The organism is Cupriavidus sp. UYPR2.512 (genome assembly GCF_000379565.1).
Taxonomy (GTDB): Bacteria; Pseudomonadota; Gammaproteobacteria; order Burkholderiales; family Burkholderiaceae; genus Cupriavidus.
Genome location: NZ_KB902887.1, coordinates 67,864 through 91,810 on the forward strand (window position 1 = coordinate 67,864; position 23,947 = coordinate 91,810).

28 protein-coding genes and 1 tRNA gene are annotated in these 23,947 nt (G+C 68.6%); 19 read left to right on the forward strand and 10 right to left on the reverse strand.

Going from position 1 to position 23,947, the window contains the following annotated elements; translation table 11 throughout:
• Window positions 1–7: 7 nt before the first annotated feature.
• From A3A5_RS0108415 to A3A5_RS0108485, 15 genes are all read left to right on the forward strand, one after another.
• Window positions 8–1,273 (forward strand): NAD(P)/FAD-dependent oxidoreductase, encoded by a 1,266-nt coding sequence (locus tag A3A5_RS0108415; protein WP_018310157.1) that lies wholly within the window; start codon window positions 8–10, stop codon window positions 1,271–1,273.
• 109 nt (window positions 1,274–1,382) lie between these two features.
• A complete protein-coding gene (locus A3A5_RS0108420; protein WP_026200581.1) occupies window positions 1,383–2,273 on the forward strand; it encodes an EamA family transporter in 891 nt (296 codons plus the stop codon).
• 48 nt (window positions 2,274–2,321) lie between these two features.
• Window positions 2,322–2,741 carry a metalloregulator ArsR/SmtB family transcription factor gene (locus A3A5_RS0108425; RefSeq protein WP_013958323.1) on the forward strand — a complete coding sequence of 140 codons (420 nt, stop codon included), beginning with the start codon at window positions 2,322–2,324 and terminating at the stop codon, window positions 2,739–2,741.
• Window positions 2,742–2,849: 108 nt separating this feature from the next.
• Window positions 2,850–4,199: a sulfite dehydrogenase gene (gene soxC / locus A3A5_RS0108430; protein WP_018310160.1), complete on the forward strand. Its 1,350-nt coding sequence runs from the start codon at window positions 2,850–2,852 to the stop codon at window positions 4,197–4,199.
• Window positions 4,183–5,220: a c-type cytochrome gene (locus A3A5_RS0108435; protein WP_018310161.1), complete on the forward strand. Its 1,038-nt coding sequence runs from the start codon at window positions 4,183–4,185 to the stop codon at window positions 5,218–5,220. The genes soxC and A3A5_RS0108435 overlap by 17 nt, the downstream gene beginning before the upstream one ends.
• Before the next feature lie 117 nt (window positions 5,221–5,337).
• Window positions 5,338–5,664 (forward strand): c-type cytochrome, encoded by a 327-nt coding sequence (locus A3A5_RS0108440; RefSeq protein ID WP_013958320.1) that lies wholly within the window; start codon window positions 5,338–5,340, stop codon window positions 5,662–5,664.
• Window positions 5,665–5,821: 157 nt separating this feature from the next.
• Window positions 5,822–6,277: a thiosulfate oxidation carrier protein SoxY gene (gene soxY, locus A3A5_RS0108445; RefSeq protein WP_013958319.1), complete on the forward strand. Its 456-nt coding sequence runs from the start codon at window positions 5,822–5,824 to the stop codon at window positions 6,275–6,277.
• 46 nt (window positions 6,278–6,323) lie between these two features.
• Window positions 6,324–6,635, forward strand: a complete 312-nt coding sequence (soxZ, locus tag A3A5_RS0108450; protein WP_018310163.1) for a thiosulfate oxidation carrier complex protein SoxZ — start codon at window positions 6,324–6,326, stop codon at window positions 6,633–6,635.
• Between the two features lie 85 nt (window positions 6,636–6,720).
• Window positions 6,721–7,173, forward strand: a complete 453-nt coding sequence (locus A3A5_RS0108455; protein WP_018310164.1) for a DsrE family protein — start codon at window positions 6,721–6,723, stop codon at window positions 7,171–7,173.
• A gap of 73 nt (window positions 7,174–7,246) precedes the next feature.
• Entirely contained in the window at window positions 7,247–8,074 is an 828-nt protein-coding gene (soxA, locus tag A3A5_RS0108460; RefSeq protein ID WP_018310165.1) for a sulfur oxidation c-type cytochrome SoxA, read from the forward strand.
• 19 nt (window positions 8,075–8,093) lie between these two features.
• On the forward strand, window positions 8,094–8,756 hold the full coding sequence (soxX, locus tag A3A5_RS0108465) for a sulfur oxidation c-type cytochrome SoxX (protein WP_018310166.1): 663 nt from the start codon (window positions 8,094–8,096) through the stop codon (window positions 8,754–8,756).
• A gap of 5 nt (window positions 8,757–8,761) precedes the next feature.
• Window positions 8,762–9,256, forward strand: coding sequence for a TlpA disulfide reductase family protein (locus tag A3A5_RS0108470; protein ID WP_018310167.1), 495 nt, complete (start codon window positions 8,762–8,764; stop codon window positions 9,254–9,256).
• A gap of 57 nt (window positions 9,257–9,313) precedes the next feature.
• Window positions 9,314–11,035: a thiosulfohydrolase SoxB gene (soxB, locus tag A3A5_RS0108475; RefSeq protein ID WP_018310168.1), complete on the forward strand. Its 1,722-nt coding sequence runs from the start codon at window positions 9,314–9,316 to the stop codon at window positions 11,033–11,035.
• 74 nt (window positions 11,036–11,109) lie between these two features.
• A tRNA-Ala gene (locus A3A5_RS0108480) sits at window positions 11,110–11,185 on the forward strand.
• Between the two features lie 294 nt (window positions 11,186–11,479).
• Entirely contained in the window at window positions 11,480–12,157 is a 678-nt protein-coding gene (locus A3A5_RS0108485) for an aspartate/glutamate racemase family protein (RefSeq protein ID WP_018310169.1), read from the forward strand.
• Window positions 12,158–12,236: 79 nt separating this feature from the next.
• Here A3A5_RS0108485 and A3A5_RS0108490 read toward each other — a convergent pair whose 3' ends face one another.
• Window positions 12,237–12,488, reverse strand: coding sequence for a hypothetical protein (locus tag A3A5_RS0108490; RefSeq protein WP_018310170.1), 252 nt, complete (start codon window positions 12,486–12,488; stop codon window positions 12,237–12,239).
• A 149-nt stretch (window positions 12,489–12,637) separates the two neighbouring features.
• Between A3A5_RS0108490 and A3A5_RS0108495 the strand changes: the two genes are divergently transcribed.
• The gene (locus tag A3A5_RS0108495; protein ID WP_018310171.1) at window positions 12,638–13,606 is read left to right on the forward strand and encodes a cation diffusion facilitator family transporter; all 969 of its coding nucleotides are present in this window, start codon (window positions 12,638–12,640) and stop codon (window positions 13,604–13,606) included.
• A gap of 411 nt (window positions 13,607–14,017) precedes the next feature.
• Here A3A5_RS0108495 and A3A5_RS0108500 read toward each other — a convergent pair whose 3' ends face one another.
• The gene (locus tag A3A5_RS0108500) at window positions 14,018–14,635 is read right to left on the reverse strand and encodes a DNA-3-methyladenine glycosylase I (protein ID WP_026200582.1); all 618 of its coding nucleotides are present in this window, start codon (window positions 14,633–14,635) and stop codon (window positions 14,018–14,020) included.
• 104 nt (window positions 14,636–14,739) lie between these two features.
• Between A3A5_RS0108500 and A3A5_RS0108505 the strand changes: the two genes are divergently transcribed.
• Window positions 14,740–15,096: a hypothetical protein gene (locus A3A5_RS0108505; RefSeq protein WP_018310173.1), complete on the forward strand. Its 357-nt coding sequence runs from the start codon at window positions 14,740–14,742 to the stop codon at window positions 15,094–15,096.
• 72 nt (window positions 15,097–15,168) lie between these two features.
• Here the strand turns inward: A3A5_RS0108505 and A3A5_RS0108510 are convergent, their stop codons facing one another.
• The 3 genes from A3A5_RS0108510 to A3A5_RS0108520 all read right to left on the reverse strand — a co-directional run bounded on the left by A3A5_RS0108510 (window position 15,169) and on the right by A3A5_RS0108520 (window position 18,117).
• A complete protein-coding gene (locus A3A5_RS0108510; protein WP_018310174.1) occupies window positions 15,169–16,479 on the reverse strand; it encodes an MFS transporter in 1,311 nt (436 codons plus the stop codon).
• 81 nt (window positions 16,480–16,560) lie between these two features.
• Window positions 16,561–17,577, reverse strand: a complete 1,017-nt coding sequence (locus A3A5_RS0108515; protein ID WP_198293115.1) for a hypothetical protein — start codon at window positions 17,575–17,577, stop codon at window positions 16,561–16,563.
• A 156-nt stretch (window positions 17,578–17,733) separates the two neighbouring features.
• Window positions 17,734–18,117 (reverse strand): hypothetical protein, encoded by a 384-nt coding sequence (locus A3A5_RS0108520; RefSeq protein ID WP_018310176.1) that lies wholly within the window; start codon window positions 18,115–18,117, stop codon window positions 17,734–17,736.
• Window positions 18,118–18,350: 233 nt separating this feature from the next.
• Here A3A5_RS0108520 and A3A5_RS0108525 point away from each other — a divergent pair, with 233 nt between their 5' ends.
• Window positions 18,351–19,235, forward strand: coding sequence for a class III extradiol ring-cleavage dioxygenase (locus tag A3A5_RS0108525; RefSeq protein WP_026200583.1), 885 nt, complete (start codon window positions 18,351–18,353; stop codon window positions 19,233–19,235).
• Between the two features lie 4 nt (window positions 19,236–19,239).
• On the opposite strand, the gene A3A5_RS0108530 is transcribed toward A3A5_RS0108525, so the two are convergent.
• The 5 genes from A3A5_RS0108530 to A3A5_RS0108550 form a co-directional block, all read right to left on the reverse strand.
• Entirely contained in the window at window positions 19,240–20,463 is a 1,224-nt protein-coding gene (locus A3A5_RS0108530; protein ID WP_018310178.1) for an MFS transporter, read from the reverse strand.
• 88 nt (window positions 20,464–20,551) lie between these two features.
• Entirely contained in the window at window positions 20,552–21,868 is a 1,317-nt protein-coding gene (locus A3A5_RS0108535; protein ID WP_026200585.1) for an MFS transporter, read from the reverse strand.
• A gap of 70 nt (window positions 21,869–21,938) precedes the next feature.
• Window positions 21,939–22,358, reverse strand: coding sequence for a VOC family protein (locus A3A5_RS0108540; RefSeq protein ID WP_018310180.1), 420 nt, complete (start codon window positions 22,356–22,358; stop codon window positions 21,939–21,941).
• 7 nt (window positions 22,359–22,365) lie between these two features.
• Complete coding sequence (locus A3A5_RS0108545; RefSeq protein ID WP_018310181.1) at window positions 22,366–22,716, reverse strand: GFA family protein; 351 nt, start codon at window positions 22,714–22,716, stop codon at window positions 22,366–22,368.
• Between the two features lie 32 nt (window positions 22,717–22,748).
• Complete coding sequence (locus A3A5_RS0108550) at window positions 22,749–23,168, reverse strand: GNAT family acetyltransferase (RefSeq protein ID WP_018310182.1); 420 nt, start codon at window positions 23,166–23,168, stop codon at window positions 22,749–22,751.
• A gap of 137 nt (window positions 23,169–23,305) precedes the next feature.
• On the opposite strand from A3A5_RS0108550, the gene A3A5_RS0108555 reads away from it, so the two are divergent.
• Window positions 23,306–23,917, forward strand: coding sequence for an HD domain-containing protein (locus tag A3A5_RS0108555; RefSeq protein WP_010813442.1), 612 nt, complete (start codon window positions 23,306–23,308; stop codon window positions 23,915–23,917).
• Window positions 23,918–23,947: the final 30 nt, after the last annotated feature.

Below are 23,947 nucleotides of genomic sequence, written 5' to 3' on the forward strand. Positions count from 1 at the left end.
ACGACCAATGCAAAGACGAAGCTTCCTGGGCGCCGCGGGCGCCGCAGTACTGGGCTCGGTCGGGGTCAGGGCGGCACGCGCCGCGGCGCCGGCCAAGGTGGTGGTGGTGGGTGGCGGCTACGGCGGCGCCACCGCTGCGCGCTACCTGCGCGAGTGGAGCGGGCAGGCGATCGAGGTCACGCTGGTCGAACCCAATCCGGCCTTTATCTCCTGCCCGCTGTCGAACCTGGTGCTCGGCGGCAGCCGGCAGCTGGCGGACCTGACCTTGCCGTACGACGCCCTGGTGCGCCGCCACGGCGTGCGGCTGGTGCGCGATACCGCCGTGGCCATCGACCCGGCCAAACGGACCGTGCGCCTCGCGGGCGGCTCCACGCTGCCGTACGACCGCCTGCTGCTGTCGCCCGGCGTCGAAATGATGAGCGATGCGCTGCCCGGACTGACGCAGCCCGGCGGCGACCAGATCCTGCACGCCTGGAAGGCCGGCCCGCAGACCGTGGCGCTGCGCCGCCAGCTGGAGGCCATGCCGGACGGCGGCACCTATGCCATCAGCATCCCGCTGGCGCCGTACCGCTGCCCGCCGGGACCGTACGAGCGCGCCTGCCAGGTGGCGTACTACTTCAGGCAGCACAAGCCGCGCAGCAAGGTGCTGATCCTCGATGCCAACCCGGACATCACCTCCAAGGCCGGGCTGTTCCGCAAGGTGTGGGCGTCGCAGTACCCGGGCCTGGTGGAATACCGGCCGCAGTTCAACGCGGTGGATGTGGACCCCGCCACGCGCACGCTCAAGTTCGAGGTGCAGGACGACGAGCGCGCCGATGTGCTCAATGTGCTGCCGCCCCAGCGCGCCGGCGCGATCGCGGTATCGGCGGGGCTGGCCACGGCCAATGGCAAGTGGTGCGAAGTGGATTTCGTCACCTTCGAGTCGCGCGCCGCGTCCAATATCCACGTGATCGGCGATGCCATCCAGATCGCGCCGCTGATGCCCAAGTCGGGCCATATGGCCAACCAGCATGGCAAGGTCGCGGCCGCGGCCATGGTCGCGCTGCTGTCGGGCCGGGCACCCGACCCGCAGCCGCTCTACAACAACACCTGCTACAGCTTCACCTCCGACCGCGAGGCGGTGCACGTGGCCAGCGTGCATCGCTATGACGCGGCGCAGAAGACCATGGTCACGGTGCCGGGATCGGGCGGGCTGTCGGAGGCGCCGAACCAGCTCGAAGGCGACTACGCACTGGCGTGGGCAAAGGGCATCTGGGCGGAGATGCTGGGGTAGGGGCAGGACGGCTCGCCCCGCCGCGCGGCAGGGGCGAGCCTCGAAGGCCGCGGGCTGCTACCCTATGGGTTTCGTCCGGCACTCCGCCGGGCCGTCCCCCAGCCCCCTCATGCAAGCCAGAGACCGTCTCCTCGCCCTCGCCATTGTCTGTGTCTGGGGCGTCAACTTCGTCGTCATCAAAGTTGGCCTGGCGGGCGTGCCGCCGATGCTGCTGGGTGCGCTGCGCTTCCTGCTGGTGGCGTTTCCGGCGATCTTCTTCGTGCCACGCCCGCGCGTGCCGTGGCGGCTGCTGCTGGCCTACGGCGTCACCATCAGCCTGGGCCAGTTCGCCTTCCTGTTCTACGCCATGGCGGTCGGCATGCCGGCCGGACTGGCCTCGCTGGTGCTGCAGTCGCAGGCCTTCTTCACGCTGGCCATTGCGGCGATGTGGCTGGGCGAGCCGGTGCGCTGGCACAACATTGCGGGCATGGCGGTGGCGGCGGGCGGGCTCGCCTTGATCGGGGCCGGCGCCGGCAGCGCGGGCGGCATGAGCGTGGCGGGCTTTGTATTGACGCTGTGCGCGGCCTTTTGCTGGGCCAGCGGCAATATCGTCAGCAAGACGATCGGCCCGGTCGACCTGCTGGGGTTGGTGATCTGGGGCGCGCTGATCCCGATCGTGCCCTTCGCGCTGCTGTCGCTGTGGGTCGAGGGCCCGGCGCGCATCGCGCAGAGCCTCACCCACGTGTCGGGCATGGCCGTGTTTGCCGTGGCCTACCTGGCCTTTGCGGCGACGGTGTTTGGCTACACCATGTGGGGCCGGCTGCTGACGCGCTACCCGGCCAGCCAGGTGGCGCCGCTGACGCTGCTGGTGCCGGTGGTGGGGCTGGTGTCGGCGCATGTGCTGCTGGGCGAAGACCTTTCCGGCGCGCAGTGGGCGGGCGCGGCAGTGGTGATGGCCGGGCTGCTGGTCAATGTGTACGGCCAGCGCCTGTGGACGGGCAGGGCGCTGGCGCGCCGCTGATCCGACCGAACATCCATATGCTGTGCTGCATCAGTGGGTAAACACTATATGCGCATTCACGCATATACGAATATATTAGACGCCATGGAAGAGCTGGATCGCGTATTCGAAAAGGTATCGGGCTACTTCAGCCTGTTGGCGGAGCCGACGCGGCTGAAGATCCTGCACGCCTTGTGCGATGGCGAGAAACCGGTCAGCACGGTGGTCGAGACGGTGGGTTCGTCGCAGACCAATGTGTCGCGGCATCTCAACGCGATGTACCGCTCGGGCGTGCTGTCGCGCCGCAAGGAGGCGAACCTGGTGTTCTACGCCATTGCGGACGAAAGCGTGATCGAGCTGTGCCGCACGGTCTGCGTGCAGGTGGCGAGCCGGCTGGAGGACAGCGCCTTGTCCTCCGGCGTGGTCGACCGCTTCATGGCACAGCCGGCACCCGAAGCCCCGGCGCGCAGGCGGCGCACGGCAGGCTAGCTCAGCTCTTCCGGCAAACGGAACGCTGCCGCACCCGCTGCAGCGGCCCGACAACAGGCACGCCGACCGGTCCGGGGGACCGTGGCGAGCGCGCCGGAGGAGACCGATTTGCAGGAACGGAACCGGCCCGGGCGCATCGTGCCCGCGCCCGAGCACTTCGTCAGCGCATCGCTGCAGCAGGACATCGGCCGGCACGGCCTGGATGCGCCGCGGCGCGACTTCCTGCGCAAGAGCTTCCTGGGCGCGGCCGCGGGGATTGCCGCCGCCACGGCGGGCCGCCAGGCGTTGGCGGCCGACGGCGATCCTGCCATCCTGCAGCCGCAGCCATGGGCCACCTCGCTCGGCCAGCCGGTGGCGGCACGCCCGTACGGGCAGCCCTCCGTGCATGAGAAGAACCTGGTGCGGCGCGAGTCGCCGGGCCTGACGCGCGTCTCCGCTGCTTCGGTTGCCTTCGCGCCGCTGCAGGGCTTCTTCGGCATCATCACGCCCAACGGCCTGCATTTCGAGCGTCACCACCAGGGCTGGCACGATATCGACCCGGCTCGTCACCGCCTGATGCTCAATGGCCTGGTGCGCACGCCGCGGGTCTACACCATGGACGACCTGATGCGCCTGCCGGCGGTGTCGCGCATGCATTTCATCGAATGCGGCGCCAATACCGGCATGGAATGGGGCAACGTGGCCGTGCCCACCGTCCAGTACACCCACGGCATGCTGTCGTGCTGCGAGTTCACCGGCGTGCCGCTGCGGGTGCTGCTGGACGATGCCGGCGCCGACCTGCGCCGCGGCCGCTACCTGCTGGCCGAAGGCGGCGATGGCTCGTCGATGACGCGCACCATCCCGATGGAACTGGCCGACGAGATCCTCGTTGCCTGGGGCATGAACGGCGAGATGCTGCGCCCCGAGAACGGCTATCCGCTGCGGCTGGTGGTGCCGGGCGTGCAGGGGGTGTCGTGGGTCAAGTGGCTGCGCCGGCTCGAACTGGGCGACCAGCCCTGGAACGCCAAGGACGAGACCATCCACTACGTGGACATGATGCCGGACGGCAAGCTGCGCCAGTACACCTCGATCCAGGAGTGCAAGTCGGTCATCACCACGCCTTCGGGCGGGCAGCAACTGGTGGGCAAGGGCTTCTACAACATCAGCGGGCTGGCGTGGTCGGGGCGCGGGCGCATCAGGCGTGTCGATGTCTCGACCGACGGCGGGCGCAACTGGCGCAGCGCGCGGCTGGAGGCGCCGGTGCTGTCCAAGTGCCTGACGCGCTTCAACCTGGACTGGGTCTGGGACGGCGGCCCCGCCATCCTGCAAAGCCGCGCGATCGACGACACCGGCTACGTGCAGCCGAAGCTGGGGCAGCTGCGCGCGGTGCGCGGCACGCGCTCGATCTACCACAACAACGCGATCCAGAGCTGGCAGGTGGCGGCAGGCGGCGAGGTGTCCAATGTCCACGTGGGCTGAGCTCAGGACCGCCGCCGCCTTCATGCTGGCAGCCATCAGCGCCGCCCCGGCGTGGGCGGGCACGGCCGACGCGCGTGCGGCACTTGGCCGCACCGCGACGCCCGCGGAAGTCGCCGCGTGGGACATCGACGTGCGCCCGGACTTCCAGGGCCTGCCCAGGGGCAGCGGCACGGTGGCGCAGGGGCAGAAGGTCTGGGACGGCAAGTGCGCGTCGTGCCACGGCGACTTCGGCGAATCCAACGAGGTGTTCACGCCGCTGGTCGGCGGCACCACCGCCGAAGACATCAAGCGCGGCCGCGTGGCCGGCATGACCGGCAACCAGCCGTACCGCACCACGTTGATGAAGGTCAGCACCGTCAGCACGCTATGGGACTACATCCACCGCGCCATGCCGTGGAACGCGCCCAAGAGCCTGAGCCCTGACGACGTCTACGCGGTCACCGCCTACCTGCTCAACCTGGGCGAGATCGTCACGGCCGACTTCACGCTGTCTGACGCCAATATCGCCGAGGTCCAGCGGCGCATGCCCAACCGCGACGGCATGACCACCGGCCACGGTCTGTGGCCGGGGCGCGGCCGCCCGGACACGCGCAATACGGCCTGCATGAAGGACTGCGCCAGCAAGGTGGTGATTGCCTCGTCGATACCGGACTATGCCCGCGATGCCCATGGCGAGCTGGCGCAGCAGCAGCGGACCTTCGGCCCGGTGCGCGGCGTGGCCGCGGGCAATGCCGCATCAAAAAGGGCTGCATCAGCATCTTCCGGACCGGCCGCGCCAGGCGCGCGGCTCACCAGCCAGTACCAGTGCATGGCCTGCCACGCGATGGACCGCAAGCTGGTGGGGCCGTCCTTTGCCGACATCGCCGGCAAGTACAAGGGCCAGGACGCGCATGCCGCGCTGGCGCGCAAGGTCAAGGCGGGCGGGCAGGGCGCATGGGGCAGCGTGCCGATGCCGCCGCAGCCGCAGATCCCGGATTCGGACCTGCAGGCCATGGTGGGCTGGATTCTTGAGGCAAAATAGCGGACTGGCCACCGCAGTGCCCCCAGGCGGCGGCCAGTGTGTGCCGCGAGGCAGTTGCAGTTGTGCCCAGCGGCCTTTGCCGTCCCCACGGCTTTACAGAGTTTGGAGAGCTTAACAATGAAGCAGTTTGTCATCGCAGCGCTGATGCTCGGCGCCGCCGCATCGGCCCACGCGGTCGATGCCGCCAAGGCACAGGAGATCGCCAACAAGAACGCCTGCATGGGTTGCCACCAGGTCGACAAGAAGCTGGTTGGTCCTTCCTACAAGGACGTGGCCGCCAAGTACAAGGGCGACAAGAACGCCCTGGCGACCCTGACCAAGAAGGTCAAGAGCGGTGGCTCGGGCGTCTGGGGCCCGGTGCCGATGCCCGCCAACGCGGCGGTCAGCGACGCCGACCTGAAGACCGTGGTCGAGTGGGTGCTGGCTGGCGCCCCCGCCAAATAAGACCGACTGCCAGGGCGGGCAGTCCGCCGATGCACCGGGCCGGGCGGCGAACGCCGCGCGGCCTGGGACAATCAGCGGCCGGCCATGTACCGGTCGCATGCAACACCCCTGAAGCGGTCATCGACCGACTGGAACGGAGTAGCCGGAGAGCAGAAACATGAATTCCAAACGACGAGAAGTGCTGCGGGTCACCGCTGTCCTGTCCCTGATGGCCGCCACCGGCCTGATCAGCGAAGCGCAGGCGGCCGAGTGGAACAAGAACGCCTTTGACGGCAAGAGCGTTGCCGACGTGATCAAGGCGCTCGGCGGCAGCGGCACCGAGAAAAGCACCGCCATCACCTTCACCGCGCCCGATATCGCCGAGAACGGCGCCGTGGTGCCGGTGGCCGTGACCAGCACCATCCCGGATACCGAGCAGATCGCGATCCTGGTGGAAAAGAACCCCAACACGCTGGCCGCCGACTTCGTCATCCCGGCCGGCACCGAGCCGTTCGTCTCCACGCGCGTGAAGATGGGCCAGACCTCGGTCGTGCATGCCGCGGTCAAGGCCGGCGGCAAGTGGTACGTGGCATCGAAGGAAATCAAGGTCACGCTGGGCGGCTGCGGCGGCTGACGCCGCGCCCCGGATCGAGATTCCCAGACTGCAACAGGAGAAACACATGGCAGACCCGATGCGCGTACGCGCCACCGAAAACGGCGGCGTGGTTGACGTCAAGATTCTGATGAAGCACGACATGGAAACCGGCCAGCGCAAGGATACGTCCGGCAAGGTCGTCCCGGCCTGGCATATCCAGACCGTGACCGCACAGTGCAAGGGCAAGGAAGTGTTCCGCGCCCAGTTCGGCCCGGCGGTGTCGAAGGACCCGTTCCTGAACTTCAAGTTCAAGGGCGGCGCCAAGGGCGACAAGGTCGCCGTGACCTGGATCGACAACAAGGGCGACAAGCGCACCGACGAAGCGACCATCGCCTGACAGCCGTTCCGCGGCCGGCAGGCCACGCCGTCCTCTGCTAAGGTTCGGGACGGATGCCGGGACTGGCCCGGCGGGAAGGAACAACATGCGGCGAGCATTTATTCGAGCATCGGCGGCGCTGGCCGCCATCGGCCTGAGCGCCAGGGCGGCGGCGCAGGCTGCCCCGGCTGCTGGCAAGGGCGGGCGCGTGAAGGTGGTATACCAGCTGTCCGAAGGCATCGACCAGGCGGTGCGCGCGATGGGCAACCTGCGCAACCACCTGAGCGGCGCGCCGGGCACCAGGATCGTGGTGGTGGCGCTAGGCTACGGCATCGATTTCCTGGTCGAAGGCGCCAAGGATGGGCGCGGCAACACCTTTGACGGCCCGGTGGGCGCGCTGGCCTCGGCCGGGGTGGAGTTCCGCGTGTGCCGCAATACACTGACGGCGCGCAAGATATCGGAATCGAGCCTGTTGATGGACGCCAAGGTGGTACCGGCCGGCGTGGTCGAGATTGCGCGCCTGCAGGCCGAAGAAGGCTACGCGTATATCAAGCCCTGAGCCGGGCGGCGTAGCTTCCGGCAACAAAAGAGAGAACGGCCCGCCACGGTGCGAGGCCGCGAGGAGATGCCCCATGAACACCATCCGAAGCCTGGCCCGGCGCGCGGCGCTGGCCGCGGCGGCCACCGCTGCGGTGGCCTCCGCTGCCGCCGTGCATGCGCAGGGCAGCACCGCCGAAGAAATCGCCAAGTACCGCCAGATGCTGGCTGAAGGCAATCCCGCCGAGCTGTGGGAAGCCGCCGGGGAAGAACTGTGGAAGAAGCCGGCCGGCCCGAAGAACGCCTCGCTGGAACAGTGCGACCTGGGCAAGGGCCCGGGCGTGACCAAGGGCGCCTACGCCGAGCTGCCGCGCTACTTCAAGGACGCCAGCAAGGTGATGGACCTGGAGCAGCGGCTGGCTTACTGCCGCATGACGCTGCAGGGGCTGACCAAGGATGAGGCAACGAAGAACCCGTTCTCGTCGTCGGGCAAGCCGTCGGAGATCGAGCGCCTGGTGGCCTACCTGACCGGCGAGTCGCGCGGCGTGAAGATGAACGTGCAGCTCAGCCATCCCGAAGAAAAGCGCACCTATGCGCTGGGCGAGAAGATGTTCTTCTACCGCGGCGGCGCCTATGACTTTGCCTGCGCCACCTGCCATGCGGTGGACGGCCAGCGCATCCGCCTGCAGGACCTACCCAACCTGCTGACCGACAAGGGCGCGCAGGCGGCCTACACCACCTGGCCCGCCTACCGCGTCTCGCAGGGCGAAGTCCGCACCATGCAGCACCGGCTGTACGACTGCCTGCGCCAGCAGCGCTTTCCCGAACCCGCCTATGGCTCGGACGTGATCACCGCGCTGACCCTGTTCCTGGCGAAGAACGCCAACGGCGGGACCTACGACGGCCCGGCGATGAAGCGCTGACCAGTACGGGAGAGACAACATGCAACGACAACACCAGGCACTGGCCGTCGCGGCCCTGGCCACCCTGCTGGCAACCGGCGCCCACGCGCAGGACAGCACCAAGGCCCGCGCGCCCAAGGGCAAGCCCGCCGCCGTCAGCGGCGCCGACATGAAGCACCTGATTGAGGACTCGTTCTCGTCGCGCGGCCCGGTCACGGTCGAGGGCGTGCTGAACCAGGACGGCATGCAGCAGGCCTGCAGCCAGTACCCGGACCGCACCAGGGTGCCGGCGAAGGTGGCGAAGAAGATCGAGGCCGCCGAGCTCAAGCAGATCAAGTACCCGGCCGACGACAAATGGCTGGGCGACTGGAAGGAAGGCGAAAAGGTCGCCCAGAACGGGCGCGGCATGCAGTTCACCGACCAGGTCGGCGCCACCAACGGCGGCAACTGCTACGCCTGCCACCAGATGACCAAGGCCGAGATCTCGTTCGGCAATATCGGTCCGTCGCTGTACCAGTACGGCAAGCTGCGCGGCAATTCGCAGGACGTCATCAAATACACCTGGGGCAAGATCTGGGACTCCAGCGCCTATGCCGCCTGCTCCAACATGCCGCGCTTCGGCCACAAGGGCATCCTGACCGAGGCCCAGATCCGCGACGTGATGGCGCTGCTGCTCGACCCGGCCTCGCCGGTCAACCAGTAAGGCCGATGCGCGCGCCTGCCGTGCTGCTGCGCTGGCTGCTGGCCTTCAGCCTGGCCGGCGCTGCAGCCGGCGCGGCGGCGCTGGAGGTGGGCGACACCGTGCGCCTGCCCGCTGTGCGCACGCTCGACGGCCGCACACTCAGCGCGGCCGCGCTGGCCGGCAAGCCGCTGGTGGTCGAATACTGGGCTTCGTGGTGCCCGTTCTGCGCGATGCAGAACCCGCGCCTGCAGAAGCTTTATGAACGCACGCGCGGCACGCCGCTGCAGGTGCTGACCATCAGCGTCGACAAGGGCCCGCGGGAAGCCGCCGACTACATGCGCAAGCGCGGCTACGCCTTCCCGGCGACGATGGATTCGCCCGCGCTTCAGGCCGTGTTCGGCAAGCCCAAGGGACTGCCCGAGCTGTACGTGATCGACGCGCGCGGGCGCGTGGTGCAGAAGGAAGTGGGCGAAATGCTCGAAGACGAGGTGGCCGCGCTGGAGCGGTACGCGAAGCCATAGCCATGCGATGCCGGACGCCACGCGCCGACCGGCACGCACTTATCCACAGGTAGAGACATGAACCGACGCGAGTTCCTGCAGGTGCTGGCCATTGCCGGCGCCGGCGGCATGACGTTCCCCCATCAAGACGCGCACGCCGCGCAGGCCGCCGAGGCCATGTACGACCTGCCGCGCTTCGGCAACGTCCACCTGCTGCATTTCACCGACTGCCATGCGCAGCTGCGGCCGGTGTACTTCCGCGAACCCAATGTCAACCTCGGCATCGGCGACTATGCAGGCAAGCCCCCGCACCTGGTCGGCGACGCGCTGCTGCGCCACTACGGCATCCGCCCCGGCACGCCGCAGGCGCATGCGTTCACCTGCCTGGATTTCAACGAGGCCGCGCGCCGCTATGGCAAGGTCGGCGGGTTTGCGCACCTGGCCACGCTGGTGAAACGGCTGAAGGCGGGCCGGCCGGGGGCCTTGCTGCTCGATGGCGGGGATACGTGGCAGGGCTCGGCCACCGCGCTGTGGACCAAGGGCCAGGACATGGTCGATGCCGCGCTGGCGCTGGGCGTGGACGTGATGACGCCGCACTGGGAGATGACCCTGGGCGCGGACCGCGTCAAGGAGATCGTCGACAAGGACTTCAAGGGCAAGGTCGCCTTCCTGGCGCAGAACATCAAGACCAATGATTTCGGCGATCCGGTGTTCGATCCGTACGTGATCCGCGAGATCAACGGCGTGCCGGTGGCCATCATCGGCCAGGCCTTCCCGTACACGCCCATCGCCAACCCGCGCTATTTCGTGCCGGACTGGACCTTCGGCATCCAGGAAGAGAACCTGCAGCAGGTCATCGACGCAGCGCGCGGCAAGGGCGCGCAGGCGGTGGTGCTGCTGTCCCACAACGGCATGGATGTGGACCTGAAACTGGCCTCGCGCGTGCGCGGGCTCGACGCCATCCTGGGCGGCCATACCCATGACGGCATGCCTGCGCCGGTGCCGGTGAAGAATGCCGGCGGCACCACGCTGGTGACCAATGCCGGCTCCAACGGCAAGTTCCTCGGCGTGCTCGACTTTGACGTGAAGGGCGGCAAGGTAGCCGACTTCCGCTACCGGCTGCTGCCGGTGTTCGCCAACTACCTGCCGGCCGACCCGGCCATGGACGCGCTCATCAGGAAAGTCCGCGCGCCCTATGAGCAGAAGCTGGGCGAAGTGCTGGCCGTCAACCGCGGCCTGCTGTACCGCCGCGGCAATTTCAACGGCACCTTCGACCAGCTGATCCTGGATGGCCTGATGCAGGCCCAGGGCGCGCAGATCGCGTTCTCGCCGGGCTTCCGCTGGGGCACCACGCTGCTGCCGGGCGAGGCCATCACCATGGAACACCTGATGGACCAGACCGCCATCACCTACCCGTACACCACGGTGACGCAGATGAGCGGCGAGACCATCAAGACCATCCTGGAAGACGTGGCCGACAACCTGTTCAACCCCGACCCGTACTACCAGCAGGGCGGCGACATGGTGCGCGTGGGCGGGCTGCAGTACACCATCGATCCTGCCGCCGGCATGGGCAAGCGCATCAGCGACATGCGCCTGGCCGGCAAGCCGCTGGAAGCCGGCAAGACCTACAAGGTGGCGGGCTGGGCCCCGGTGGCCGAAGAGGCGCGCCAGGCCGGCGGCGCCCCGATCTGGGACGTGATGGCACAGTGGCTGCGCAGCACCAGGGAAGTCAGCGCCCGCCCGCTGAACCTGCCGCGCGTGCGCGGCATGGACGGCAATCCGGGCATGGCAGCCTGATGTTGCCCAGCCCCCTCATGCGCCGCCGCGAGGATTGAAGGGCGCTGCCGTATTACGCTACAATCAACCGCCACGGGCCGATAGCTCAGCTGGGAGAGCGCTGCGTTCGCAATGCAGAGGTCGGGAGTTCGATCCTCCTTCGGTCCACCAGATATCACCCGCAAAAGCCCCGGAAAGCCAACGCTTTCCGGGGCTTTTGTGTTTTTGCTGCCTGCGCCGGGCAAGGGCGGCCGCATGGTCCGCCATCTCGCGCTGGCAGCCGCCATACGCTATCGTTAAGCCCTCGGCCCAGGCGGGCGCGCCTTGTACCGCCGCCAACCCACACCCGCCGGGGCCTAGTTCTTCGACTCCTTGCAAGCCAACAGGTCGATGCGCCGGACAGCGCGGCGGCCGCTCGCGCCACGCCTGCCGCCGGCCAGCACCCCTGAATCTCAAGAGGCATCCATGAGCCACATCCTGCTGATCAACCCGAATACGTCGAGCGCCACCACGCAGATGATGGTCGAGATCGCGCGCGCCTGGTTCGCGCAGACCATGGCCGCGCCGCCGACCGTGGTCGGCGCGACGGTCACGCGCGGGGCGCCGATGATCATCGATGAAGACGACCTTGCCGTGGCCGCTGAGGCCATCTGCGATGCAGACATGCTGCGCCTGGCGGGCCGCGCCGACGGCGTGATCGTCGGCGCCTTCGGCGACCCCGGCATCGAGGCCCTGCGCGCGCACTTGTCGGTGCCGGTGGTGGGCATCGGCGAAGCCTCGATGCACGCGGCCGCGGCCGGGCGGCGGCGCTTCGGCATCGCCACCACCACGCCGCGGCTGGCGGCGTCGATCAGCGCCAGCGTGCGCCGGCACGGGTTGGGCGAGCTCTTCACGGGCGCGCGCTTCACCGAGGGCGATCCGCGCGCGCTGGGCGGCACGCCGCAGCAGCAGGAAGACCTGCTGGCGGGCGCGGTCGATACCTGCATCCGCGCCGATGGGGCGCAAGCCGTGATCATCGGCGGCGGCCCGCTGGGCGAGGCCGCCCGGGCGCTGGGCCTGCGCTTTCCGATCCCCGTCATCGGCCCGGTGCCGGCCGCGTGCGAAGCCATGGCGCAGGCGCTGCGCTATTGCCCGGCGGCGTGAGCCGGCCCGTGGGGACAACAAGGAGCGCGAGCGATCTGCCCGGCCGTGTGGATCGCGCCAGCGTGCAGGCGCGGGCAGGCTACGCCACCCGGGTCGGCCTGCGGGCCTTCATCGCCGAGGGCCGTACCTGTTGCAGCGCGCGCAGCGACTGCAGCGCGTCCTCGACCGCCTCGATGCCGTCGCGCAGGCGGCCGATGGCATAGCCAAGGCGGCTTTGTGCGTCGGCGTCAGCGGTGGAAAGGTTCTCTAATGCATCGACTTCCGCCTGCATCTGTCCGACCAGGCGGCGCAGCTGGGATGTGCTGTGCGAGGCAAGTGACCGAATCGCCATCGTTGGGTCCTCCTTGCAGTGTCCGGTGTGCCCGTCCTGTGTAACGGTAAAGGCGACACTAAAAGTTCGCCAGCGCTGTTACGAAATCGGCACGGCAGCGGCGCGATAGCCCGGTCCGCCCATCGCGGATGTTGGGCTATAGTCACCCGATGGAATCGGAACACAACCCTCTGCGGCCAGCATCCGCCGGCCTTCCGGACGACGCCACCGCCGCCAGCCCGGCCGAGGCCGACGCGCGCCACCGGGCCGGCCGGCGCAGTACGCTGGTCAGCGTGGCCGTCAATATCGGCCTGACCGCCGTGCAGGCGGTGGCCGGCGTCATCTCTGGCTCGCAGGCGCTGATCGCCGACGCCGCGCATTCCCTCTCAGACCTGCTCTCCGACTTCGTGGTGCTGCTGGCCGGCTGGCAGAGCCGCAAGGACCCGGACGCCGACCACCAGTACGGCCACCTGCGCTTCGAGACCGCGGCGTCGCTGGCACTCGGTGGGCTGCTGCTGGCGGTGGGGGCGGGCATGCTGTGGGCGTCGGTGGACAAATTGCAGCATCCGGCCAGCCTGCAGCCGGTGCAGCCGGTGGCCTTGTGGGTGGCGCTGGCCGCGCTGGTGTCCAAGGAGCTGCTGTTCCGCTACATGCTGGCGGTGGCGCGGCGCGTGCGCTCGGGCATGCTGGTTGCCAATGCGTGGCATGCGCGCTCGGATGCGGCCTCGTCGCTGGTGGTGGCGCTGGGCATTGGCGGCAACCTGCTGGGCTACCACATGCTCGATCCTGTAGCGGCCATCGTGGTCGGGCTGATGGTGGCGCGCATGGGCTTGCGTTTCGGCTGGGATGCGCTCGACGACCTGATGGACCGCGCGGCCGACGAGGAGACCGTCGCGGTGATCCGCGCGACCATGCTGGGCACGCCCGGCGTGCTGGGCCTGCACGACCTGCGCACCCGCAAGATGGGCGACCAGGTGCTGGTGGACGTGCACCTGGAGATCGATGCCGCGCTGACGGTGGCGCAGGGCCATGCCATCGCAGTCGAAGCCCGGCGCCGCACCCTGGAACATCATCACGTGCTCAACGTGATGACGCACGTCGACCCCGTATACATGAGCAGCCAGGCCAGCGCTGCCTGAGCCCGGCTGTGGACATCTTCGCCGGTTGCTGGGGATAACCGCCCGGACAAGCTGTGCCCCGCCTGGGGGTGCCTTGTGGGACGTATACGGATAACTGCGGCGCCTGCGTCGCCGACGTATACGTGACTGCCGGGCTATCCCGGCGATTCAGGGTTATCCCGCAGTGGTTATCTTTGCCGCAAGTCCCTGAGCCGAAAGGGAAAAGGTGACTTATCCACGGCCCGAAGCCCGGTTTACCTACTACTACTATGTTTACATACGTAAACAATATTAAAGACATAGGCAGGACCATTGCGCTGTTCGCGGTGGCCTGACGTTTACGCGGGCATCGCCGCGCCGGCATTTACCGTTGCCGCCAGCCGGCGCAGGCGGACGTATACCTGCATGCGCCAGGTATACGTCCGCGCAACGCTAGCGCGGCACCTTGAACACCTTGCGCGCAGCCAGCACCTCGGCACGGGTCGTGCAGCCTTCCTGGTGGTCATTGACCAGGCCCATCGCCTGCATCAGCGCGTACATGGTGGTGGGACCGACAAAGCGCCAGCCGCGCTTCTTCAGGTCCTTTGACAGCGCCGTGGATTCCGCCGAGATCGCCATGGTGCGCAGCACCTCCGGTGTCAGCACCTTGGGCCGGCTGGCCGGATCGGGCTCGAAGCGCCAGAAGTAGGCGGCCAGCGACGATTCCGTCTCCAGCAGTTCGCGGGCCCGCTGCGCATTGTTAATGGCTGCCTCGATCTTGCCGCGGTGGCGCACAATGCCGGCGTCGCCCAGCAGGCGCGCGATATCGCGCTCGCTGAAGCGCGCCACCTTTTCGATGTCGAAATTGGCGAACGCCTTGCGGAAGGCCTCGCGCTTGCGCAGTATGGTCAGCCAGCTCAGGCCGGACTGGAAGCCTTCCAGGCACAGCTTCTCGAACAGCCGGCGGTCTTCGGCGACCGGGAAGCCCCACTCGGTGTCGTGGTAGTGGCAATAGTCCTCCAGCGTGCCGCACCAGCCGCAGCGCACCGCGGCTTCCTTCTTGCTTGTCATGGGTACCAGTTCCTGTTGAAAGTCCCGGACGCGGGCCAGGCTCTCGCCGGCCGGCGCATTTGCTGCGATCATGCCCGCACCCGAGAGATTGCGGAAGGCTGAAAATGGACATGCGATTGACAACCCTGGACGAAGACGGATGGGAGCTCGACGACGCCGAGCCCATCGCCGCCGCCCATCCCGACACCTTCTGGATGCCGCCGCGCGAGGAACGTGATGCACTCGCACCCGGCCAGCTGGTCAAGCTGATCTTCCGCATCCTGGTCGCCGACGAGACGTGCAGCGAAGAGGTCCACGTCGAACGGATGTGGGTGATCGTCACCGGCCGGGAGGGCAGCCTTTACACCGGCGAACTCGACAACCAGCCGTATTGCACCGAGGAGATGAACCCGGGCATGCCGCTGTGCTTCGAGGCGCGGCATGTGATCAATATCCACCGGGATGAGGACGAAGCCGGCTAGGCGGCCTGTCAGCGGGCAACAAAAAAGCCAGCCTCGCAGCTGGCTTTTTTGCCTGGAACTGGCGCGGACTGCTCAGGCCAGCTTCTTGCCCGTGCGGTCGTGCATGAACACCAGCGCGATAAAACTCACCACGGCAGCGGCGATCACGTAGTAAGCCGGCGCCAGCTTGTTCTGCGTCGACTCGATCAGCCAGGTGACGATCAGCGGCGCAAAGCCGCCGAAGATGGTCACGGCGAAGTTGTAGGCCAGCGACAGCCCGGTGGAGCGCACCTCGGTCGGGAACTGCTCGGCCAGCACCGCCGGGGCCGGACCGGTGAAGGCCGCCAGCAGGATGCCCAGCACGATCTGCACTTGCAGCAGGGTCTGCGTGCTTGGCGACACATTGAGCCAGTGGAACAGCGGATAGGCCAGCACGCCGATCAGCAGCGCCACGATGCCCAGCATGCGCTTGCGGCCCATGCGGTCCGACAGCATGCCCATCAGCGGGCACAGCACCAGGATGATGGCGCCGCACAGCGCGGTCGACTTGAAGGTCGCGCCCAGCGGCAGGCCCAGCTGCTGCTTGGCGTATGACGGCATGTAGAACACCAGCACGTAGGTGCACACCGTCCACAGGATGGTCACGCCCAGGCCGGCCAGCACTTCGCGCGGGTGGTCGCGCAGCACCTGCGCGAGCGGCGAGAACTTGACCTTGGCGGCCTTGCGGGCGGCCTGGCGCGCTTCGAACTCGGGCGGCTCGTCCAGGTGCGAGCGGATATACATGCCGACCGGGCCGATCAGCAGGCCGAACAGGAACGGGATGCGCCAGCCCCAGGCATCGATCTGCTCGGGCGACAGGCCGTTGGTGACCAGCGCGCCCATGGCCGCGCCCAGCATGAAGGAGATGCCCTGGCTGGCCTGCTGCCAGCTGGCGTAGGCGCCGCGTTCGGCGTCGGGCGCGTGCTCGATCAGGAAGGCGGTGGCGCCGCCCACCTCGCCGCCGGCGGAGAAGCCCTGGATCAGGCGCGCCAGCACGATCAGCGCCGGTGCCCACAGGCCGATCTGGCCGTAGGTCGGGGCCAGGCCGATGATGGCCGTGCCCAGCGCCATCAGCAGGATGGTCAGCGTCAGCGCCGCCTTGCGGCCCACGCGGTCGGCGTAGACGCCGAGCACGATGGCGCCGACCGGGCGCATGAAGAAGCCCACGCCGAAGGTGGCGACGGTCAGCAGGAACGAGGTCAGGTCATTGCCGGTCGGGAAGAACAGCTTGGCGATGATGACGGCAAAGAAGCTGTAGACGGTGAAGTCAAACCATTCCAGGCCGTTGCCGATGGTGGCGGCGATGATCGCCTTTCGTCGGGTGGCGGCGGAAATGTCGGGGATTGGGGCGGTAGTCGCAGTCATGAAACGTCGGAAATGCAGGGAAACCGCAATGTTAAGCGATTCCTTAACTTCCGATCCGCCCCGGATCCGCTGCGAACGGGCTCAGAAGCTGGCCGCCAGCCCCAGCGAGACGCCCGACACGTTGTTGCCGAACACATAGCGCACCACCGCCCGGATCCGCGTGACGAAGACTTCGTGTGCGCTGGTGTCCAGTTCCAGCCCGGTGCCGAGCGTGGTCAGGTAATTGAAGCCGAGGATGCCGGCCTGGCTGCCAAGGTAGTGCGAATGTGATAGTTCAAGCACGTAACGTACCGGCCGGTCGAACGCATGCATCCCGGTTGGCGCCCGCCAGCGCGCCCACAGGTTGGCGGTCTGCGCCGTGGCCGTGCCGGTCACCGAGCTGGTGGTGCCGCCGAAGCTCTGCAGGTGGATATTGGTGTAGCGCAGTTCCACGTCGATCTCGTAGTCCTCGCGGTAGTGCTCCCAGTCCAGCATCACCGAGCCGCCCAGCCCGTAGGCGTTCAGGCTGCCGCCGTCGAGGAAGTTGATCTGGCGGTCGGTGACCTGCTCGACCACGGACTTGCCGACCGACAGGTCGCTGGAGACATTGCCCAGCGAGGCGTTGAAGATTGGCCGGAACACCAGTTCCTTGTTGGCCGTCAGCGGGAAGTCCCAGCCCACGCCGATGGTGCCGGAAAAGGTGTTCCAGCGGGTCGGGATGGCGCGGGAGTCGGCGCCATTGGTGGCAACGAAGGTGGGATCGTAGCGGCTGTAGGCGATGGCGCCTTCCAGGTAGAGCGGGAACGACTTGCTGATGGTGAAGCCGCCGCCCAGCTGCGACATGACGATGCCGGGATCGTCGGTGCTGGCGTTATTGATCGACAGCGAGCTGGAGGTAAGGTCCGGCACCACCGAGTACGCCATCAGCGACAGCACCGCGTTGGCGTGCCGCTGCACATTGGCCCCGGGCAGGCGCAGTCCGGGCGCGCCCTGGGCATGTGCCGCGCCGGCGGCCAGCAGCGCCGCCGCGCCCACGGCGGCCAGGGCCGCCCGCCAAAGGGGCCGCGCGCGATGGCTTGGCGCGGGGTGGAACCGGCGGTGTCGCTGGCGTGCGGACATGGACAATCTCTGTGCGGTCGGTGCCGGTGCCGGTGCGCGCTGCAGCGCGGCATGCGGCTCTCCCGCGCATTCTAGCGACGCAGGATAGGGTGGGAGCGTCGCGCGAAATCTTTCAGATCGGACTGTTGCCGCCTTATATCGGCGCGGCGGCGCCGGTCAGCCGGCCGGATGCCGCCGGGTCGACGGCCTGGAGGGCGAGGCGGGCGGGAAGGGCGGCGTAGCCGGCATGGCCGGATCGGTGGTCGCCGGCCGGCGGCGCGTGAGCCACAGCAGCAGGGCACTGGCGGCCCAGCCGGTCACGAACACGGTGTCGCCGGCATGGTTCAGCCAGGTTGCCGCCGCGGGCGTCCCGGCCAGGGATGCCAGCACGCCGGCCGGCAGGCGTGCCAGGATCCACAGGGCGACGGCGGGCACGCTGCCGTAGACGCCCGCTTGCCACCAGTGGGCCAGGAAGGGAGGGTGCCGCCCGGGGCGGCGCGGGATGCGCGGGACCACCGAAGTCTCCGGCCACGCATGGCGCGCGGGGCGTGCCGGTGGCATCAAGGCGTTGCAGACGCCTCGCCGGATGACACCGCCGGCGGGCTCACGGTTGCATCATAGGCTGATCGCCCCTGGCAACGGTGCCGGTTCCCGAGGCGCTGTGTGCGCCACGCCACGCTGCGCCCGGCGATTCAACTTTTTTGCACGATGTGTCCGCAAATTGCGCCCGTGCCCGGCGCGGATCTTTGCCAAACTGGATACAGGTACACAAACAGTTTGAAGGTGGTCCTGCCATGCTTCCCTCGCTTTATATTTCCCATGGTTCCCCGATGCTCGCCATCGATCCCGGCCCCACCGGCGCCGCCTTCGACGCGCTGGGCGGGCAGTTGCGCGCCCGGCGCCCGCGCGCGGTGCTGGTGATCTCGGCGCACTGGATCTACAGCACGCTGGCGGTCACCAGCCGCGAGCGCCAGGAAGCCTGGCACGACTTCGGCGGCTTCCCGCGCGAGCTGTACGCACTGCGCTATGACGCCCCGGGCTCGCCGGCGCTGGCCGAGCGGGTCAAGGCCCTGGTCGAGGCGGCAGCGGTCCCTGGCGCCGGGTTTGTCGGCCAGGACGATGAACGACCGCTGGACCACGGCGCCTGGATGCCGATGCGCCACTTCTTCCCGGATGCCGACGTGCCGGTGGTGCAGTTGGCGCTGAACCCCTATCTGCCGCCCGCCACGCAGATCGAGATCGGCCGCGCGCTGGCCCCGCTGCGCGACGAGGGCGTGCTGGTGCTGGCGTCCGGCAGCTTCACGCACAACCTGCAGGAAGTATTTGGCGGTGGCCGGCGCGACCAGCATGGGCCGCAGGCCGAGCCGTATGTGGAAGCCTTCCGCGGCTGGATGGCGGGTGCCCTGGACGAGGCCCTGGCCACCGGCGATACCGGCCGCATTGCCGATTACCGCGCCCAGGCGCCGTATGCGCGCCGCGCGCACCCGACCGACGAGCACCTGCTGCCGTTCTTCGTGGCGCTGGGTGCGGCGTTGGGGCCGCAGGCTGCCAGTGGCGCGGGAGCGGCGCCGGCCAGCGTGTCGCGGGTTGCCGATGAAGTGACCTATGGCGTGCTTGCCATGGACAGCTTCGTGTTCGAGGGCCTGGGCGCCGGCGCGCCGCTGCGCGCGGCCGCCTGACGCCTTACCGCTCGGCCGGGGCCTGCGCCGCCGGCGTGCCGGCGCGCGCCGGCAGGTAGCGCCGTGCCGAGTGCGCGCCCGCCAGTGCGATCCAGCCCATGGTCAGCGCCACCAGCGCCAGCCCGATGCGCAGGTTGGCCAGGTGCGCCAACCCGCCGATCAGCACCGGCCCCAGCAGCAGCCCCAGGTAGGCAAAGCGCGCCACGCGCGAAATCGCTTCGGCCGGCGCCACGCCCGGCAGGCGCGACGCGGCAACGAAGAAGATCGGCACCATATTGGCCGCGCCCAGCCCCATCAGCGTAAAGCCCGCCAGCGCGGCCAGCGGCAGCGGCACCAGCAGCGCCAGCGCGATGCCGCCAAAGCCCAGCCAGGCACTGCCAGTCAGCGTGGCGCCGTCGCCCAGGCGCGCGCGCAGGCGGTCGCCGCCGAAGCGTCCGCACGCCATTCCGCCCGAGAACGCGGCGTAGCCCAGGCTGATCCAGCCATCGGGCGCCTGCGCCACGTCGCGCATATAGACGCTGGTCCAGTCGTACATCGCGCCTTCGCCGACCAGGCCCAGGAACGCCAGCAGGCCCAGCAGCCACAGTGCGCGCACCGCGTGGTCGCGATGGTGGGCCGCCGACGGCAGCACCGGATGGTCCGCCAGCAGCCCGGGCAGCGTACCGAGCGCCACCGCTGCGGTCACGCCCGCCATCATCGCCGCATGCGCCAGCGGCGCCACACCCAGCGACAGCATCAGGCCGCCCGCGCCCGCACCCGCCATGCCGCCCAGGCTGAACATGCCGTGCAGCGCCGACATCACGGGCCGCGTGCGGCTGGCCTCGATCGTCGCGGCCTGCGCGTTCATGGCGACATCGAAGGCCGCATTGGCCATGCCGAACGCCACCAGCGCGGGCAGCAGCAGCCAGAACGACGGCATCGCCAGGATCGCCACCGTGGCCAGCGCGAACAGCAGCCCGCCCGTCATCGACGCCCGTGCGCTGCCCGCGCGCGCCACCCAGCGCCCGACCGGGCCCATCGCCAGGAGGGCACCGCCCGCCACGGCCAGCATCGCCAGCGACAGCATCGCGTCGGACAGGCCGAAGCGTGCCTTGATGGTGGGAATATGCACGCCCCACGTGGCAAAGGTGGCGCCATTGACGAAGAACAGCGCCATGGTGCCGCGCGTGGCGCGCGACACCGCGGCCGGCAAGGGCGTGGAGGCGGTCGGGGAATGCGGATCAGGCATGGGAGGGTGCGGCAGGCGGGGCAGCGGTGCCCCTGCAAAAGCCGTCATTGTCCCGCATCGGCGTGAGGCGGGTTATGACAGCACCGTACTAGCGGCTGGCGGCATCCACGCGCAGCAGCCCGCGCCGGTGCAGCGCGTAGCCGAAGGCCAGCAGCGCGCCCAGCGCCAGCGCCACCATCACCCACAGCATCAGCCAGTAGCCGCCGGCGGCACGCCACAGCAGCGCGCCCAGCCACGGCGCGGCGGCCTGCATCAGCAGCACCGGCGTCATCATCAGCCCGTTGAGCGTGGCGTAGTGATGGCGCGAGATCAGTTCCGGCATGGCCATCGCCCGCAGCATGGTGTTGACGCCGTTGGCGCAGCCGTACAGCACCGCGGCCACCATCAGCCAGGCACCATGCCCCAGCGCAAAGCACAGCAGCCCGGCGCCCATCAGCGCATAGACCGGCAGCGACAGCCGCACCGGGTGGCGCACGCCCGCGCGCATCATCAGCATGCGGCCCACCACCTGGGCCGGGCCGATCAGCGCTGCCACCACCAGTTGCTGCGCCACCGGCATGCCCTTCTCGGTCAGCATCGGGATCAGGTGCGCGCCCAGCAGCGAGGCCACCACCGCGGTCGCGGTAAAGGCCAGCACCACCGCCCAGAACACCGGCTGGCGCAGCGTGGCGCGGGCAATGTCGCGGCTGCCGGCCTGGCCGTCGGCGGGGGTCATGCCGGTGTAAGTGGGATGCAGCGCGTAGCGCATGCGCGCGTGCAGCGGCGCGCAGACCAGCAGGTTCAGCGCGGCAAAGCCGGTCAGCGTCGGGCGCCAGCCCAGATGGATCACCAGCCATTGCGCCAGCGGCACGAAGATCGTGCTGGCAAAGCCGGCCATCAGCGTGACCACCACGATCGGCTTCTGGTACTGGTCGCCATAGGCCTGGCGCAGCACCACGAAGGCGGGCTCATACAGCGTGGTCGCCATGGCCAGCCCGATCGGCACCCACATCAGCAGGAACACCGCCTGCGACGGCGTCCACGCCCACAGTAGCAGGCCCAGCCCGGCCAGCACCGAGCCCGCGCCCATCACCTTGCGCGCCGGCACGCGGTCCAGCAGCCGGCCCACCGCGAACGAGCACAGCGCCCATACCAGCAGCCCCAGCGAATAGCCGCCCGCCAGGAAGGGCTTGGACCAGCCCAGGCTGCGGATCATGGGGTCGATGAAGACAGTGAAGGCGAAGAACAGCGTGCCCCAGGAGATGGTCTCGGTCAGGCCGAGGATCCAGACCAGCCGGCGCGGCGGCGTGGCGGGGTGCGCGGGTCCGGCGCGTGCCGGGCTGGCGTCTGGATCTGTGCTGGCGGCGTCCGCGTCGGAGCTGGCTTCCAATGTTGTCATGGCGGGCCCGGCGGGGGTGGTCGCCATGGGTGGCGGCGCGTGGGGCCAGCAGGAAATTGTAGCGATCCCGGGCGCACCCTGCGCGCGGGATCGCGCGTTACTGTGCGGTCACCGGCGCGGGCGGTCCCTTGAGTTCGACCACGTTGCCGTCCGGATCGCTCACATAGAGCGACGGTCCCTTGCCTTCGGCGCCGAAGCGCTGCGCCAACTCGCCGGCCTGCACGCCATGCCGCGCCAGTTGCGCGCGCACCGCGTCGGCATCGAACGGGTCGATGCGCAGGCAGAAATGGTCCAGGTTGCGGCCCTCGGCACCCGGTCCCGCGCCGCCGGCACGGCCCAGCGGTCCGTCGAGCGCGACCAGGTCGATCAGCCCGCTGCCCGCGCGCAGCTGCGTCAGGCCCAGCTCGGTTTGCTCGCGCTCCACGCTGCAGCCGAGCACCTCGACATAGAAGCGCCGCAGCGCGTCCACGTCGGCGCTGCGCAGTACCAGGTGATCGATGCCCAGGATGCGGAACATGGCGGCCTCAGTGGTGCAGCCCGTCGTAGTCGATGACCTTCAGGCTGTCCAGGTCGACATTGTCCAGGCACCGCACATTGACCGCGGCCATCGGCTTGCCGTCCTTGTCCTGCCCGTCCGCATACGGGCCGCAGCCGCACACCGGGCAGAAGCGGTGCGCGATCTTCATGGTGTTGAAGCGGTAGGTGGAGGCATTGCTCTCCGGCGTTTCCAGCGTGAACGTCGCGCGCGGCACGAACCACAGCAGGTGGCCGCGCCGGCGGCAGATCGAGCAGTTGCAGCGGATCACGCTGGGGATGCTGTCGGCCTCCACTTCGAAGGCAATGGCGCCGCAGTGGCAGCTTCCGTGGAAAGTCATGTCGTCTCCTTGTTGTCGGTCCGGCGTGTCCACTAAATATCGGGAATCAGTCGTTTTCCCAGGCTGACCACCTCGTCGGGCGCGTAGCCCAGCTTGTCGTAGAAATCGATCACGGCGCGGTTGCCCGCGCGTACCAGCAAGTTGATCTTGGGACAGCCCCGCTCGATCAGCAGCTGTTCGGCATGCGCCATCAGCATGCGCCCGTACCCCTTGCCCTGCAGGCCGGGCTGTACCGCCAGGTAGTAGACCCACCCGCGATGCCCGTCGAACCCCACCATGGCAGTGGCGACGGGATGGCCGTCGATGTCGCCGACCAGGAACAGTTCAGGCTGCGCGGTCAGCTTGCGCGCGATATCGCGCTGCGGGTCGTTCCACGGACGGGTTAGGCCGCAGGCCTGCCACAAGGCAATGACGCAGGATTGGTCTTCCGGTCGGAAAGGACGGATCAGCATGCTTGGTGGTGCGCCGCAATATGCCGGCACATTGTTAGCTTTTTGACAGTGTAGCGCCGCTGCGGGTGCCACAATGCCTGCAAAACATGACGAGACAATGCGCGGCCATCGCGCACGCTGCCACACAAGGAGACCGCATGAGCGACACCCACGCGCCCGCACGCGCCACCTTCAGCCACATGGAACATGGCACCCGGGAAGACTGGGCCGCCATTTCCGCCGAGTTCATGCCGTTCGCGCGGGCGCTGCCGGATCGGGTGCTGGCGCACCTGCGCCTGCTGGATGGCGATTGCGGCGGCTTCCCCGTGGACCGGCTCACGCATTCGCTGCAGACCGCGACGCTGGCGCACCGCGACGGCCAGGACGAGGAATACGTGGTGTGCGCGCTGCTGCACGATATCGGCGATACGCTCGGCAGCTTCAATCATCCCGATATCGCCGCCGCCATCCTCAAGCCCTTTGTCAGCCCCGAGAACCTGTGGATGGTGGAAAAGCACGGCGTGTTCCAGGGCTACTACTTCTTCCATCACCTGGGCCTGGATCGCAACCTGCGCGAGCAGTACCGCAGCCAGCCCGAGCTGTTCGAACGCACCGCGGAGTTCTGCCGCAAGTACGACGGTGCCGCCTTCATGACGGACTACGACACGCTGCCGCTGTCGTTCTTCGAGCCGATGGTGCGGCGCGTGCTGGCGCAGCCGCGCAACTCGATGTATGTGAAGCCGGGCGAGGCCACGCTGGCCCAGCCCTGAAGGCACAACGGCCTCGCTTCATGCAAAGCG

Coding starts and splice junctions, on each gene's coding strand:
- A3A5_RS0108415 (WP_018310157.1), top strand. CDS start 8: ATGCAAAGACGAAGCTTCCTGGGCGCCGCGGGCGCCGCAGTACTGGGC.
- A3A5_RS0108420 (WP_026200581.1), top strand. CDS start 1,383: ATGCAAGCCAGAGACCGTCTCCTCGCCCTCGCCATTGTCTGTGTCTGG.
- A3A5_RS0108425 (WP_013958323.1), top strand. CDS start 2,322: ATGCGCATTCACGCATATACGAATATATTAGACGCCATGGAAGAGCTG.
- A3A5_RS0108435 (WP_018310161.1), top strand. CDS start 4,183: ATGTCCACGTGGGCTGAGCTCAGGACCGCCGCCGCCTTCATGCTGGCA.
- A3A5_RS0108440 (WP_013958320.1), top strand. CDS start 5,338: ATGAAGCAGTTTGTCATCGCAGCGCTGATGCTCGGCGCCGCCGCATCG.
- soxY (WP_013958319.1), top strand. CDS start 5,822: ATGAATTCCAAACGACGAGAAGTGCTGCGGGTCACCGCTGTCCTGTCC.
- soxZ (WP_018310163.1), top strand. CDS start 6,324: ATGGCAGACCCGATGCGCGTACGCGCCACCGAAAACGGCGGCGTGGTT.
- A3A5_RS0108455 (WP_018310164.1), top strand. CDS start 6,721: ATGCGGCGAGCATTTATTCGAGCATCGGCGGCGCTGGCCGCCATCGGC.
- soxA (WP_018310165.1), top strand. CDS start 7,247: ATGAACACCATCCGAAGCCTGGCCCGGCGCGCGGCGCTGGCCGCGGCG.
- soxX (WP_018310166.1), top strand. CDS start 8,094: ATGCAACGACAACACCAGGCACTGGCCGTCGCGGCCCTGGCCACCCTG.
- A3A5_RS0108470 (WP_018310167.1), top strand. CDS start 8,762: ATGCGCGCGCCTGCCGTGCTGCTGCGCTGGCTGCTGGCCTTCAGCCTG.
- soxB (WP_018310168.1), top strand. CDS start 9,314: ATGAACCGACGCGAGTTCCTGCAGGTGCTGGCCATTGCCGGCGCCGGC.
- A3A5_RS0108485 (WP_018310169.1), top strand. CDS start 11,480: ATGAGCCACATCCTGCTGATCAACCCGAATACGTCGAGCGCCACCACG.
- A3A5_RS0108490 (WP_018310170.1), bottom strand. CDS start 12,488: ATGGCGATTCGGTCACTTGCCTCGCACAGCACATCCCAGCTGCGCCGC.
- A3A5_RS0108495 (WP_018310171.1), top strand. CDS start 12,638: ATGGAATCGGAACACAACCCTCTGCGGCCAGCATCCGCCGGCCTTCCG.
- A3A5_RS0108500 (WP_026200582.1), bottom strand. CDS start 14,635: ATGACAAGCAAGAAGGAAGCCGCGGTGCGCTGCGGCTGGTGCGGCACG.
- A3A5_RS0108505 (WP_018310173.1), top strand. CDS start 14,740: ATGGACATGCGATTGACAACCCTGGACGAAGACGGATGGGAGCTCGAC.
- A3A5_RS0108510 (WP_018310174.1), bottom strand. CDS start 16,479: ATGACTGCGACTACCGCCCCAATCCCCGACATTTCCGCCGCCACCCGA.
- A3A5_RS0108515 (WP_198293115.1), bottom strand. CDS start 17,577: ATGTCCGCACGCCAGCGACACCGCCGGTTCCACCCCGCGCCAAGCCAT.
- A3A5_RS0108520 (WP_018310176.1), bottom strand. CDS start 18,117: ATGCCACCGGCACGCCCCGCGCGCCATGCGTGGCCGGAGACTTCGGTG.
- A3A5_RS0108525 (WP_026200583.1), top strand. CDS start 18,351: ATGCTTCCCTCGCTTTATATTTCCCATGGTTCCCCGATGCTCGCCATC.
- A3A5_RS0108530 (WP_018310178.1), bottom strand. CDS start 20,463: ATGCCTGATCCGCATTCCCCGACCGCCTCCACGCCCTTGCCGGCCGCG.
- A3A5_RS0108535 (WP_026200585.1), bottom strand. CDS start 21,868: ATGGCGACCACCCCCGCCGGGCCCGCCATGACAACATTGGAAGCCAGC.
- A3A5_RS0108540 (WP_018310180.1), bottom strand. CDS start 22,358: ATGTTCCGCATCCTGGGCATCGATCACCTGGTACTGCGCAGCGCCGAC.
- A3A5_RS0108545 (WP_018310181.1), bottom strand. CDS start 22,716: ATGACTTTCCACGGAAGCTGCCACTGCGGCGCCATTGCCTTCGAAGTG.
- A3A5_RS0108550 (WP_018310182.1), bottom strand. CDS start 23,168: ATGCTGATCCGTCCTTTCCGACCGGAAGACCAATCCTGCGTCATTGCC.
- A3A5_RS0108555 (WP_010813442.1), top strand. CDS start 23,306: ATGAGCGACACCCACGCGCCCGCACGCGCCACCTTCAGCCACATGGAA.